Raw genomic sequence first — 11,846 nt, 5'->3', positions numbered from 1 at the left:
CAATCAAGAAAAAGTTCACCGGGGTTGTCTCTGTGGATGGATGAAAAGGAACGAGGGAAACCGGGGGATCGAGCCTGGCATCGGCTCGCGCGGCCGCTAGAAGCGGTGGCGGATGCCGACGCCGAGGCTGTTGCCACCCGCCATGGCGGTCGCGCGATCGCGCATGAGGAAGGCATAGACGTCGGTCCGCTTCGAGAGGTAGTGATCGTAGGCCAGGCTCACCGTCGTGCGGGTGCCGTCGTAGGACCCGGCGATCTTCGTCCTCGCGACGGCCGCCAGCACCTGCCCCGCGGTCGACCCGACCGGCACGCTGGCGCCGAGGGAACTCGTGGTGCCGCGATAGCCGGTCGCTTCGGCCTTCGACCGGCCGTAGCTTGCATAGGCCTTGAGCAGGCCGAAGTCGTAGGCCCCGCCCAGCATCCAGTCCTTGCGCGTGGTGGGTACCACCGCGCCGTCGACCGTGGCCGTGATGACGCCCGGGTTGACCGGGTTGGAGATCTGGTCGCGCTCGTAGAAGCCCGCCACCGTGAGCGGCCCGCTGACGTAGGTCGCGCTGATGCCGGTGTTGTTCTTCCCCTTGTAGCCGGTGTCGCTGGACTGCTCGCCGAACTGGTAGTGCAGGTTCACGCGCAGGCCGCCGAAGCTCGGCGTGCTGTAGATGAGCTGGTTGCTCCAGCCGGTGTCGGAGGGCGAGGTGCGGTACAGCCAGCGCGCGGTGTTGACGTTGGCATGCAGCACCAGCGGCGAGAACGCGAAGGAGTTGCCGAAGGGGTTGACCAACACGGTCGGGATGAAGTTCGGCGCCGCGGCGCGCCCCGAGCTGAAGGCTGCCGTAGGCACCGGCGATGCCGACGTTGGCATCGCGCGCGAAATAGGGGTCGCCGTCGAAGCGGCCCGATTTGCCGGTATCGGCGCGAAAGAAGGAGTTGAGCGCGAAGTAGGCCCTGAGCCCGCCGCCCAGGTCCTCGGTACCGGCGAAGCCGAAGAACGAGGTGGTCATGCCACCGCTTCCAAGGACCTTGGTGCGGCCAAGGTCGCCCGCATAGCGCATCGATCCCGCGTACTCGTCGATCAATCCCTGCACCGACACACTGCTCTGCGCACAGGCGCAACAAGCCGTCGACAGCGCGACGGCGGCAACTACAAGACTCTTCATGGGTGGCTCACTTCTCAAGGCTCGAGGAACGCCGAGCGCCCCTTCGCGGCACGCCCGAACGACGGACAGGTGGCTCTGGCACGGGTGCACCGGCCTGAGGCGTATCGCCTCGAAAACTCGGCACATCCGATAAAAATCACCATTAAAGAAACCAGGATCAAAAACGAGACCGGATTCTGGCGCGGTTCCGCAAGATCGATGCCAAGGGTTTTCGAGCGGTCGGGGCCGAGCGCTTTCGCGCTATTCGCGTGCGCTCGACGCGGGTGCGAACAGCCGCGGTGCAGCGCGCCGCCACGCTGATCCCGATCAAGTCGGCCTGACATGAAGCACGACCGCATGCCCATGGCCGACACCGCATCCACCCCCGGCCTGACGCGCCGCGCCGGCGAGGTCGGCACCGTGCTGACCGCGCCCTCGGTCCTCAACGCCGTGTTCGCGGCCACCGGCAAGCGCATCCGCCGGCTGCCGTTCGCCGCGGAAGAACTCCAGCGGGCATGAAGCGCCGCGCCACCCACGATTGGAAATCCACGATGACAACGAACGAGCTCGGACCGAAGCTGATGGCTGCCTGCCTGGCGGTCCTGGGAGGGATCGGCGCCGCGCTGATCGGCGCACGCCGGCCCGGGCGCCTCAGCGCCGCCTCGGAGCCGTGCGCTGCTGCATGAAGTCGATGAAGGCGCGCAGCTTGCGCGGCACGTGCATGCGGCTGGCGTGATAGAGGTGGAAGCCCGGGAAGCTGGGCCACCAGGGCTTGAGCAAGGGCACGAGCCGGCCGCTCGCGAGGTCGTCGTGCACCTGGGCCTCGAACACGCAGGCGATGCCGGCACCCGCGCGCGCGGCGCTCAGCAGCACGTCGCCGTCGTTGGTGAGGATGGCGGCATCGACCTCCACCTCGAAGTCGCGGCCCTTGTTCGAATACTCCCAGCGGTAGACGCCATTGCTCAGCCGGATGTTGATGCAGCGGTGCTGGCTCAGCTCCTCGGGCGTGCGCGGCGCCGCGCGTCCCTTCAGGTAGTTCGGCGCCGCGATGGTCGCGATGCGATGCGGGCCGCCGAGCGGCACGGCGACGACCTCCTGCGCGAGGTTCTCGCCGAGGCGGATGCCCGCGTCGAAGCCGCTGCCGATGAGGTCGACCAGCGCGTTGTCGCAATGCAGCTCGAGCCTGATGTCCGGATAGGCCTGCGCGAACGCGGCCAGGTGCGGCAGCAGCAGCAGTTCGAACGCAACGCGCGAGAGGTTGATGCGCAGCAGGCCGGCCGGCTTCTCGCGCACCTCGTTGACGCGTTCGACGGCGGCCGACAGCGCCGCCAGCGCGGGCGCCGCATCCTGCAGGAAGCTCTGTCCGATCTCCGTGACGCTGACGCGCCGTGTGGAGCGGTCGAGCAACCGCACGCCGAGCCGTTTCTCAAGCGAGCGCAGCGTCTGCGACAGCGCCGAGGGCGACACGCCGAGCTCTGCCGCAGCGCGCGTGAAGCTGCCGTGATGCGCCACGCGCGCGAAGACCGCGATGAAGGGGATGAGGTCTGGAGCCATCGCTTGATTATGAAGCTCGGCTTCAAACCGCATCGACCCGATCCATATTTCAATTCATCAATCGTCGGCCTATCGTTGGATCCAGCACTTCACCATTCAAAGGATTCACCATGACCCATCTCGCAGGCAAGGTCGCCATCGTCACCGGCTCCTCGAAGGGCATCGGCGCGGGCATCGCCGAGCGCCTCGCGCGCGACGGCGCCAGCGTCGTCGTCAACTACGCACGCAGCGAGAAGGAGGCGGCGGCAGTGGTCGACCGGATCGCCGCCGCCGGCGGCCAGGCCGTGGCGGTGCAGGCCGACATCTCCCGGCCGGCGCAGATCCAGTCGCTGGTCGATGCCACGCTGGCGCGCTTCGGCAGGCTCGACATCCTCGTGAACAACGCCGGTACCTACCGGCTGGATTCGCTCGACACGATCACGCCCGAGAGCATCGCCGAGCACTTCGACCTGAACGTGCGCGGCCTGCTGCTGATGACTCAGGCCGCCGCGCGCGTGCTGCCCAGCGGCGGCACGGTGGTCAACATCAGCTCGGGCGTGGCCACCAGCCCCTCGCCGCAGGCACACGTCTATTGCGCGACCAAGGGCGCCGTCGACGTGCTGACCCGCAGCCTCGGCATGGAACTCGGTCCGCGCCACATCCGCGTGGTGGGCATCGCGCCCGGCTTCGTCCTCACCGAGGGCAACGCGGCCGGTGCCGAGGCCTATTCGGCCCACTTCGTGCCGAAGACGCCGCTGGGTCGCGCCGGCCAGCCCCGGGACATCGCCGGGGCGGTGTCCTTCGCCGTCTCCGAGGATGCGGGCTGGGTCACGAGCTGCACCATCGACGTCGCGGGCGGGATGGTTTTCTAGCTTGCGGACAGACGTTCCACCGTCACGTCGACCAGGGCCCGCAACCGCCCGAGCCGGCGCAGGTCGCGGTGGAACCCGACCCAGACATCGCGCCCCGGCGGCATTCCGCCGAGATCGACGACCTCGAGCGCCGCGCAGGCATCGCCCAGCGGCGCGGGCAGCACGGCCAGGCCCACGCCCGCGGCGCACATCCGGGCCTGCGCCTCGCGGCTGTTGCTGCCGAAGGCCACGCGCGCCTTCGGCAGCTTCTTGCGCAGCCAGGCCGCGTCGGGGAAGTCCTGGAACGCGCTGTCGAGCGTGATCAGCGGCACGCCCTGGCCATCGCTTCGCACGGGATGCGCCGTGCCCTTCGCGCGATAGACGCGGTAGGCGACGTGCACGGCCTTGCGCTGCACCACGTCCGCTTCGTCGAAGGGCTGGATGCGGAACACCAGGTCCGCCTCGCGGCGCGCCAGGCTGAAGAGGCGTGCATCGGTGATCAGCTCGATGTTCACCCGCGGGTGCTGCTGCACGAACTCCGCGAACACGGGCGTGAGGATGTGCACGCCGAACCAGTCCGACGACGACACGCGCAGCAGGCCCTCGAGCTGCTGCGCCTGGCCGGCCAGCCGGCGCTCGAAGGCCAGCGCCTCCTCTTCCATCCGCTCCGAATGCGCGAGCACCGAGGCCCCTTCGTCGGTCAGCACGAAGCCGTCCTTGCCGCGCTGGAACAGCGCCTGCCCGACCTCGCGCTCGAGCACGCGCAGCCGGCGCCCCATGGTCGGTTGCGACTGGCCGGTGAGGCGCGCGGCGCCGCCCAGCGAACCGGCCCTGGCCACCGCCAGGAAGATCCTCACGTCGCTCCAGTCCATGGTCTTCAACCCATCAAAAGTGAATGGATGTAATGCATTTCTGTGAGTTTACGTTCAGTTTTGAAGATCGAACAATGGACGCCTCTTCAAGCCATACAAGGAGTTCTCCATGTCGCAAGACGATTCGATGCGCGCACTGATGGTGCGCGAAGCCGGCGGCCGCTTCGAGGCCGTCCGGGTGCCCCGGCCCGTGCCGCGCGAAGGCGAGGTGCTGGTGCGCATCCATGCGAGCGGCGTCAATCCGCTCGATTCGAAGATCCGTGCCGGCGCCGCGGCCCATGCGCGCCATCCGCTGCCCGCGATCCTCGGCATGGACCTCGCCGGCGTGGTCGAGCAGGTCGGCCCCGGCGTCACGGCCTTCCGCGCCGGCGACGAGGTGTATGGCCTCACCGGCGGCGTCGGCGGGCTGCAGGGCTCGCTGGCCGAGTTCGCCGCGGTCGATGCCGACCTGCTCGCGCCCAAGCCCGCCAATCTCTCGATGCGCGAAGCCGCGGCCCTGCCGCTGGTCGTGATCACGGCGTGGGAAGGCCTGGTCGACCGCGCGCGCACCCAGGCGGGACAGAAGGTGCTGGTGCATGGCGGCGCCGGCGGCGTCGGTCACGTCGCGGTGCAGATCGCCGTCGCGCTCGGCGCGCAGGTGTATGCCACCGGCCTGCCCGCCCAGGCCGAGACCATCCGAGGCTTCGATGCCACGCCGATCGACTACACGAGCACGACGGTCGAGCAGTACGTGGCGGCCCACACCAGCGGCGAAGGCTTCGACGTGGTCTACGACACCTTGGGCGGCGCCACGCTCGACGCCTCCTTCGGCGCGGCGCGCCAGTACGGCGGCCATGTCGTCAGTTGCCTCGGCTGGGGCACCCACAAGCTGGCGCCGCTGTCCTTCCGCGCGGCCACCTACTCGGGTGTGTTCACACTGCTTCCGATGCTCAGCGGCAAGGGGCGCGCCAACCACGGCCACATCCTGCGCGAAGCCGCGAAGCTGGTCGAGGCCGGCCGGCTGCTGCCGCTGATGGATGCGCGCCGCTTCGACTTCGATGCGGCCATGCAGGCCCATGAGGAAGTCGAAGCGGGACGCGCGAAGGGAAAGATCGTGGTCGAGATCGGCGGTTAGAAGGATCCGGGGCGACTCAGCGGCCCTGCAGCAGCAGGCCCAGCGGCGCGAGCGGGCCGACCGGCATGAACCATACTGCGCGAAGCCGCCCGTCACGAGCGGCAGCGCATCGACCGCGGCCTTGGCCTGCTCGACGGACTCGGCGCTCATGAGGAACACGACGCCGGGCTTGTCGCTGCGGAACCAGTGCTGCTCGATCCTGCCGTCGAGATAGAGCTGCAGGGTGTCGGGCACCTCCTTCGACATGACCTGCTGGCGTTGCTCGGGCGAGAGCGGCTTGACGATGGTTCCGATGGCGAGAACTTTCATGGGGGACTCCTGATGCAATTGCGTTGCGTTGTTGAGGAAGACCGAGGTTAGGTGCCGGCGCGAAAAATACGAACAGGCGCGAACGACAACTTCACGGTCATTTCCGCCAACCTGGCCGAAGGGTTTCCAGGCTCGTTCCGACGCCGAGTCCCTATAGTCGCAAGCGACGTCTTTCCCGCCATTTCCGCCATGCACATCTTCCTGCTCGCCCTCGACGGCGTGTTCGACACCGGCCTCACCGTGATGCTCGACGCCCTCGGCCTCGCCAACAAGTTCGCGGCCCGCGAGATGGGCGGATCGCCGTCCTTCGAGGTGACGATCGTGGGCATGCGCCGGCGCGTGCGCTCGGGCCAGGGCTTCGCGCTTCCCGTGCAGCCGCCACCGCCGGGCCTGCGGCCCGACTGGGTGATGGTGCCGGCGCTGAACACCTCGACACCCGAATCGCTGGTGCCCGCGCTCGCGCGGCCCGACGTGCGCCAGGCCAAGGCGCAGCTGCGCACCTGGCATGCGCAGGGGGCGCGGATCGCGGCCTCGTGCATCGGCACCTTCCTGCTCGCCGATGCCGGCCTGCTCGACGGCGGCCAGGCGACCACGACCTGGTGGCTCGGCCCGCTGTTCCGCCAGCGCTATCCCAAGGTTTCGCTCGATGAATCGCGCATGCTGGTGCCCTCGGGCCGGGTGGTGACGGCCGGCGCGGCGATGGGCCACCTCGATCTCGCGCTGTGGCTGATCCAGCAGGCCAGCCCCGACCTCGCTGCCATGGTCTCGCGCTACCTGCTCGCGGACCTGCGCTCCTCGCAGGCGCCGTACATCGTGCCCCACCATCTCGCGCAGGCCGACCCCGCGATCCTGCGCTTCGAGCGCTGGGCGCGCGACAACCTCAAGCAGGGCTTCTCGCTCGACACGGCGGCGCGCGCGCTCGCGACCAGTCCGCGCACGCTGCAGCGGCGCTGCCAGGCCGTGCTCGGCAAGTCGCCGCTGGCCTACATCCAGGACCTGCGGATCGAGCGCGCCCGCTCGCTGGTGCACGGCAGCGATCTCGACCTCGAGGCCATCGCGGCCGAGGTCGGTTATGCCGACGGCTCCACGCTCGGCGCGCTGCTGCGCGAACGCCTGGGCCGGGGCGTGCGAGAGCTGCGCGCCGACCTGCTCTGAGGTCGACGAGCCAGGGGCGCTACCAGCCGCCGCCCAGCGCGCGGAAGGTGGCGACCGCGGCGCGGCCGCTGTCGGACTGCACGCGCACCAGCCGGTCGCGAGCGGCGAGCAGTTGCCGGTCCTGCTCGAGCAACTCCAGCAGGCTCACCGCGCCGCCCGCGTAGGCCTGCTGCGTGGCACCGCGTGCACGCACATCGGCATCGACCTCCTGCAGCAGCGCGAGGCGCTCGGCATCGAGCTGCCCTTGCCGGATCAGCGCGTTCTCGACGTCCTCGGTGGCGCGCAGCAGCGATTGCCGGTAGCGCGCCAGCGCTTCGGCCTTCGCGCCCTCGGCCTTCGCCACCTCCGCGTCGACACGGCCGAAATCGAACAGCCGCCAATGCAGGCCGACCGCGGCCAGTGGCTGGAAGTTGGCCGACGACGGCGTCGCCGTGCGCAGGCTCTCGAAGCCCAGCAGCGCCGACAGCGAGACGCTCGGGTAGTACTCGGCCGTCGCCACGCCGATGCGGGCGCTGGAGGCGGCGAGGCGCCGTTCGGCGGCGATCACGTCGGGGCGCCGGCGCAGCAGCTCGGCCGGCGTGAGCGCCGTCGCCAGCGCGGGCAGCACCACGCGCGCGGCGGGCGTCGCGAGTTCGGCCGCATGGGTGCCGGGCGTGGCGGCCATCAGCACGTCGAGGCGGTTGAGCTGCGTGTCGCGCTCGGCCTGCAGCGCGGGCAAGGTGCCCTCGACCTGCGCCACCCGCGCCTCGGCCTGGGCGCGCTCGCGCGCGGTCGACATGCCCTGGCTCAGGCGCATGCGCACCAGGCTCAGCAGTTCGCGGTCGGTATCGAGCTGCGACTGCGCGACCGCGAGGCGCGCCTGCGCGGCGCGCGACGCGGAAGTAGGCGTCGGCGGCCTCCGCGGCGATCGAGATGCGCACGCCCGCGTGCTCGGCCTCGGCCGCCTGCGCTTCGGCCGCGGAGGCTTCGGCGCCGCGGCGCAGGCCGCCGGCGAGGTCGAGTTCCCAGCTGGCGCCGATGCCGCCGTCGTAGAGCGAGGCATCGCGCTGGTAGCCGGGATGCGCGCTGGCCAGCCCGCCGAGCGGGCTTTCGAGCGACTGGCGCTGCCTCGCCGCCTGCGCATCGGCGGCGATGGACGGGCGTTCCGAGGCCACCGCGCGCTGCGCCGCGGCACGTGCCTGCGCGACGCGCGCGAACGATGCGGCGAGGTCGAGGTTCTGCGCGAGCGCGCGCTCGACGATGCGCTCGAGCACCGGATCGCCGAAGCCCCTCCACCAGGCTTCCAGCTGCACCTCGGGCGCGGGCGACGGCACCGCAGCGTGCTGGAAGCGCTCGGGCAGCGCGGATTCGGGCTTCGTGTAGTCCGGGCCGACGGCACACGCGGCGACACCGAGCGAGGCGATGGCGATGCCGACGCGCAACCGGCGAAAGCCTTGCCAACGCAGGCGGCGGGGCGGTATCGGCAACGGGGTCTGGCGGAGGTTCATGGAGGTTCCTTGGCGGCGGGATTCGAAGGTCGATCGGTCAGTTACTTGCACGATGCAAGTCGCAACTGTATAGTAACTTGCATATTGCAATCCACATGGATGCAAGCCACCCGATTCCCATCCGACCAAGGAAAACAACACATGACGGACTCCTCCGTTGAAAAGGCCCCGGCAGGAATTCCGCGGCACCGGCGCCCGCACGGGCGCAGCCTCGTCGCGAGCTGCGCGGCCATCGCCGTGGTGCTGGCCGCGGCCGTCTATGGCTGGCACTGGTGGCACGGCGGGCGCTTCGTCGAACGCACCGACGACGCCTACGTGGGCGGCGACATCACCGTCGTCAGCCCCAAGGTGCCGGGCTACATCGTCAGCGCCGCGGCCACCGACAACCAGGCGGTGCATGCGGGCGACCTGCTCGTGAAGCTCGACGACCGCGACTACCGCGCCGCCCTCGACAAGGCCGAGGCCACGGTCGCGAGCCAGGAGGCCGTGCTGGCCAACCTGCTCGCCACGCGCAGCCTGCAGCAGGCCGTGATCGCGCAGGCCGAAGCGAGCGTGAGCGCCGCCGCGGCCGAAACGCTGCGCGCGCGCGACGATGCCCAGCGGCTGCAGAACCTCTCGGCCACCGCGGCCGTGTCGGTACAGAGCGCGCAGAAGGCCGACGCCGACTACAAGCAGGCCGTGGCCAACGGCCAGAAGGCGCAGGCGAGCAGGCTGGCCGCCGAGCGCGAGCTCGACGTGATCGCCACCCGCCGCCAGCAGGCGCAGGCCGCGCTCGCGCAGGCCACGGCCGAGCGCGACATCGCGCGGCTCAACCTCGGCTACACCGAGCTGCGCGCGCCCATCGACGGCACGGTCGGCAACCGCAATGCGCGCAACGGCGCCTTCGCGGCAGCGGGCGCGCACATGATGTCGATCGTGCCGGCGCGCGGCCTGTGGATCGACGCCAACTTCAAGGAAAGCCAGCTGGCGCGCTTCCGGCCCGGCATGCCCGCCATCGTCGAGGCCGACGCCGTGCCCGGGCGCCGCTTCCACGGCCACGTGGCGAGCCTCTCGCCGGCCACCGGCGCGCAGTTCAGCGTGCTGCCGCCCGAGAACGCGACCGGCAACTTCACCAAGATCGTGCAGCGCGTGCCGGTGCGCATCGTGCTCGACGACGCCGACGGCGTGCTCGGCCTGCTGCGCCCCGGCCTGTCGGTCACGGCCGAGGTCGATGCGCGCGACGTGCAGCTCGCGAACGCACGCACGGGCGCGGCGGGCGAACCATGAGCCAGCCCGCCTCGGGGATCGTCGACCCCGCCGGCATGACCACCTCCGCCAAGGCCCTCGCCTTCGCGGCGATGTGCGTGGGCATGTTCATCGCGCTGATCGACATCCAGATCGTCTCGGCATCGCTGCGCGAGATCGGCGGCGGCCTGTCGGCCGGCACCGACGAGACGGTCTGGGTCCAGACCAGCTACCTGATCGCCGAGATCATCGTGATCCCGATGTCGGGCTGGCTGTCGCGCGTGCTGTCCACGCGCTGGCTGTTCGCCGTCTCGGCCGCGGGCTTCACGCTCACCAGCCTGCTGTGCGGCATCGCCTGGAACATCCAGAGCATGATCGCCTTCCGCGCGCTGCAGGGCTTCCTCGGCGGCTCGATGATCCCGCTGGTCTTCACCACCGCCTTCGCCTTCTTCCAGGGCAAGCAACGCGTCTTCGCGGCCGCCATCATCGGCGCCATCGCCTCGCTGGCGCCCACGCTCGGGCCCTCGGTCGGCGGCTGGATCACCGACAGCTATTCGTGGCACTGGCTGTTCTTCGTCAACCTCGTGCCCGGCATCTTCGTCACCATCGCCGTGCCGCTGCTGGTGAAGATCGACCGCCACGACTGGTCGCTGCTGCGCAACGCGGACTACCTGGGCATGGTGCTGATGGCGCTGTTCCTCGGCTGCCTCGAGTACACGCTCGAGGAGGGACCGCGCCTCGACTGGTTCGGCGACCCCGCCATCGCGGGCGCCGCCTGGGTCTCGGGCACGGCCGGCGTGCTGTTCGTCTGGCGCTCGATGACCTATGCGCATCCGGTGGTCGACCTGCGCGCGCTGAAGGACCGCAACTTCGCGCTCGGCTGCCTGTTCTCGTTCATCACCGGCATCGGTATCTTCGCCACCATCTACCTGACGCCGCTGTTCCTCGGCCGCGTGCGCGGCTTCAGCGCGCTGCAGATCGGCCTGGCCGTGTTCTCGACCGGCGTGTTCCAGATCCTGGCCATTCCCGTCTATGCCTTCTTCGCCAACCGCGTCGACCTGCGCTGGCTGATGATGTTCGGGCTGGCCTGTTTCGCGCTGTCGATGTGGCAGTTCACGCCGATCACGCACGACTGGGGCCCGGCCGAACTGCTGCTGCCGCAGGCGCTGCGCGGCATCGGCCAGCAGTTCGCGGTGCCGCCCGCGGTCACGCTGACGCTCGGCGGCCTCGCGATGAACCGGCTCAAGCTCGCCTCGGGGCTGTTCAACCTGATGCGCAACCTCGGCGGCGCGCTCGGCATCGCGGCCTGCGCCACGCTGCTCAACGACCGCACCAACCTGCACTTCTACCGGCTGGCCGAGCACCTCACGCGCAGCAACGAGGCCACCACCGCGCTGCTCGACGGCGTGGGCAGCCGGCTGCAGGGCGCCACCGACCAGCTGGTGGGCGCCTCGGCCGCGCTGCGCCAGCTGTGGAGCCTGACCTTCCGCGAGGCGCTGACGCTGACCTTTTCCGACGTTTTCTTTGGCATCATGGTCTGCTTCATCATCGCCACCGCGATGGTGCCGCTCATGCGCAAGGTCGGGCCGCCGAAGGCACCGTCCGCCGACGCGCACTGAGTCCCGCCGACCTCCGCGCCACCGACCTTTCCCCAAAAAAGAGCCGCCATGAACCCGAAGCCCCCCACGCCCATCAGTCCCGAACAGCGGATGAAGTACTGCCCCATCGTGCGCAGCCTCGAGCGCGTGGGCGAGCGGTGGAGCATCCTGATCCTGCGCGACGCCTTCTACGGCATCACCCGCTTCGACGACTTCGTCAACAGCCTGCAGATCGCGCCCAACATGCTGACGCGCCGGCTCAACTCGCTGGTCGAGGACGGCCTGCTCGAGAAGCGCCAGTACAGCGAGCGCCCGCCGCGCTACGAGTACTGCCTCACGCCGCTGGGGCGCGACTTCCGGCCGGTGCTGCTCTCGCTCGTGACCTGGGGCAACCGGCACTTCGCCACCGAGGGCAAGAGCGTGGTGCTGCAGGAGAAGGAGACGGGCCGGCAGATCGACCCCGTGCTGGTCGACCGCGCGAGCGGCGAGCCCATCACCGAGACCATGCACATGCTGGTGCAGCGGCGCCCGGCCGCGCGCACGGCCGGTGCCGCCAAGGCGTCCTGAA

At 70.0% G+C, this 11,846-nt stretch carries 10 protein-coding genes and 2 pseudogenes; 7 read left to right on the top strand and 5 right to left on the bottom strand.

The features are described 5' to 3' along the window. Positions 1 to 96 precede the first annotated feature (96 nt). Positions 97 to 1,156: pseudogene (locus ACHMXE_RS10305) on the bottom strand (porin). A gap of 321 nt (positions 1,157 to 1,477) precedes the next feature. On the opposite strand from ACHMXE_RS10305, the gene ACHMXE_RS10300 reads away from it, so the two are divergent. Beyond that, positions 1,478 to 1,654 carry a hypothetical protein gene (locus tag ACHMXE_RS10300; RefSeq protein WP_395345897.1) on the top strand — a complete coding sequence of 59 codons (177 nt, stop codon included), beginning with the start codon at positions 1,478 to 1,480 and terminating at the stop codon, positions 1,652 to 1,654. A gap of 132 nt (positions 1,655 to 1,786) precedes the next feature. Here the strand turns inward: ACHMXE_RS10300 and ACHMXE_RS10295 are convergent, their stop codons facing one another. Then, positions 1,787 to 2,689, bottom strand: a complete 903-nt coding sequence (locus ACHMXE_RS10295) for a LysR family transcriptional regulator (RefSeq protein WP_203207588.1) — start codon at positions 2,687 to 2,689, stop codon at positions 1,787 to 1,789. Between the two features lie 110 nt (positions 2,690 to 2,799). Between ACHMXE_RS10295 and ACHMXE_RS10290 the strand changes: the two genes are divergently transcribed. Continuing rightward, positions 2,800 to 3,540, top strand: coding sequence for an SDR family NAD(P)-dependent oxidoreductase (locus ACHMXE_RS10290; protein ID WP_395345896.1), 741 nt, complete (start codon positions 2,800 to 2,802; stop codon positions 3,538 to 3,540). On the opposite strand, the gene ACHMXE_RS10285 is transcribed toward ACHMXE_RS10290, so the two are convergent. Next, positions 3,537 to 4,391: a LysR family transcriptional regulator gene (locus ACHMXE_RS10285; RefSeq protein ID WP_395345895.1), complete on the bottom strand. Its 855-nt coding sequence runs from the start codon at positions 4,389 to 4,391 to the stop codon at positions 3,537 to 3,539. The two genes, ACHMXE_RS10290 and ACHMXE_RS10285, sit on opposite strands and share 4 nt — an antisense overlap. A 109-nt stretch (positions 4,392 to 4,500) precedes the next feature. Here ACHMXE_RS10285 and ACHMXE_RS10280 point away from each other — a divergent pair, with 109 nt between their 5' ends. After that, the gene (locus ACHMXE_RS10280; RefSeq protein WP_395345894.1) at positions 4,501 to 5,505 is read left to right on the top strand and encodes a zinc-dependent alcohol dehydrogenase family protein; all 1,005 of its coding nucleotides are present in this window, start codon (positions 4,501 to 4,503) and stop codon (positions 5,503 to 5,505) included. Positions 5,506 to 6,003: 498 nt separating this feature from the next. Further along, on the top strand, positions 6,004 to 6,969 hold the full coding sequence (locus ACHMXE_RS10275; protein WP_395345893.1) for a GlxA family transcriptional regulator: 966 nt from the start codon (positions 6,004 to 6,006) through the stop codon (positions 6,967 to 6,969). A gap of 19 nt (positions 6,970 to 6,988) precedes the next feature. On the opposite strand, the gene ACHMXE_RS10270 is transcribed toward ACHMXE_RS10275, so the two are convergent. Then, positions 6,989 to 7,765, bottom strand: coding sequence for a TolC family protein (locus ACHMXE_RS10270; protein WP_395345892.1), 777 nt, complete (start codon positions 7,763 to 7,765; stop codon positions 6,989 to 6,991). Positions 7,766 to 7,901: 136 nt separating this feature from the next. After that, positions 7,902 to 8,456, bottom strand: a pseudogene (locus ACHMXE_RS10265) (TolC family protein); the annotation flags it as partial. Between the two features lie 141 nt (positions 8,457 to 8,597). Between ACHMXE_RS10265 and ACHMXE_RS10260 the strand changes: the two are divergent. The 3 genes from ACHMXE_RS10260 to ACHMXE_RS10250 are packed head-to-tail and all read left to right on the top strand — an operon-like array spanning position 8,598 to position 11,845. Next, a complete protein-coding gene (locus ACHMXE_RS10260) occupies positions 8,598 to 9,722 on the top strand; it encodes an HlyD family secretion protein (protein WP_395345891.1) in 1,125 nt (374 codons plus the stop codon). Continuing rightward, positions 9,719 to 11,299, top strand: a complete 1,581-nt coding sequence (locus tag ACHMXE_RS10255; RefSeq protein ID WP_395345890.1) for a DHA2 family efflux MFS transporter permease subunit — start codon at positions 9,719 to 9,721, stop codon at positions 11,297 to 11,299. The genes ACHMXE_RS10260 and ACHMXE_RS10255 overlap by 4 nt, the downstream gene beginning before the upstream one ends. A gap of 48 nt (positions 11,300 to 11,347) precedes the next feature. Further along, complete coding sequence (locus ACHMXE_RS10250) at positions 11,348 to 11,845, top strand: winged helix-turn-helix transcriptional regulator (protein ID WP_395345889.1); 498 nt, start codon at positions 11,348 to 11,350, stop codon at positions 11,843 to 11,845. Position 11,846: the final 1 nt, after the last annotated feature.

It is taken from the genome of Variovorax sp. UC122_21 (assembly GCF_044056785.1).
Lineage (GTDB): Bacteria > Pseudomonadota > Gammaproteobacteria > Burkholderiales > Burkholderiaceae_C > Variovorax.
The sequence above is the reverse complement of the archived record's forward strand: the minus strand, read 5'-3'. Positions and strand labels throughout refer to the sequence as shown.

What these genes read in the sequence shown, in the direction of transcription:
- ACHMXE_RS10270 (WP_395345892.1), bottom strand. Translation starts at nt 7,765, where the DNA reads ATGCGCCTGAGCCAGGGCATGTCGACCGCGCGCGAGCGCGCCCAGGCC.
- ACHMXE_RS10250 (WP_395345889.1), top strand. Translation starts at nt 11,348, where the DNA reads ATGAACCCGAAGCCCCCCACGCCCATCAGTCCCGAACAGCGGATGAAG.
- ACHMXE_RS10290 (WP_395345896.1), top strand. Translation starts at nt 2,800, where the DNA reads ATGACCCATCTCGCAGGCAAGGTCGCCATCGTCACCGGCTCCTCGAAG.
- ACHMXE_RS10275 (WP_395345893.1), top strand. Translation starts at nt 6,004, where the DNA reads ATGCACATCTTCCTGCTCGCCCTCGACGGCGTGTTCGACACCGGCCTC.
- ACHMXE_RS10280 (WP_395345894.1), top strand. Translation starts at nt 4,501, where the DNA reads ATGTCGCAAGACGATTCGATGCGCGCACTGATGGTGCGCGAAGCCGGC.
- ACHMXE_RS10295 (WP_203207588.1), bottom strand. Translation starts at nt 2,689, where the DNA reads ATGGCTCCAGACCTCATCCCCTTCATCGCGGTCTTCGCGCGCGTGGCG.
- ACHMXE_RS10300 (WP_395345897.1), top strand. Translation starts at nt 1,478, where the DNA reads ATGAAGCACGACCGCATGCCCATGGCCGACACCGCATCCACCCCCGGC.
- ACHMXE_RS10255 (WP_395345890.1), top strand. Translation starts at nt 9,719, where the DNA reads ATGAGCCAGCCCGCCTCGGGGATCGTCGACCCCGCCGGCATGACCACC.
- ACHMXE_RS10285 (WP_395345895.1), bottom strand. Translation starts at nt 4,391, where the DNA reads ATGGACTGGAGCGACGTGAGGATCTTCCTGGCGGTGGCCAGGGCCGGT.
- ACHMXE_RS10260 (WP_395345891.1), top strand. Translation starts at nt 8,598, where the DNA reads ATGACGGACTCCTCCGTTGAAAAGGCCCCGGCAGGAATTCCGCGGCAC.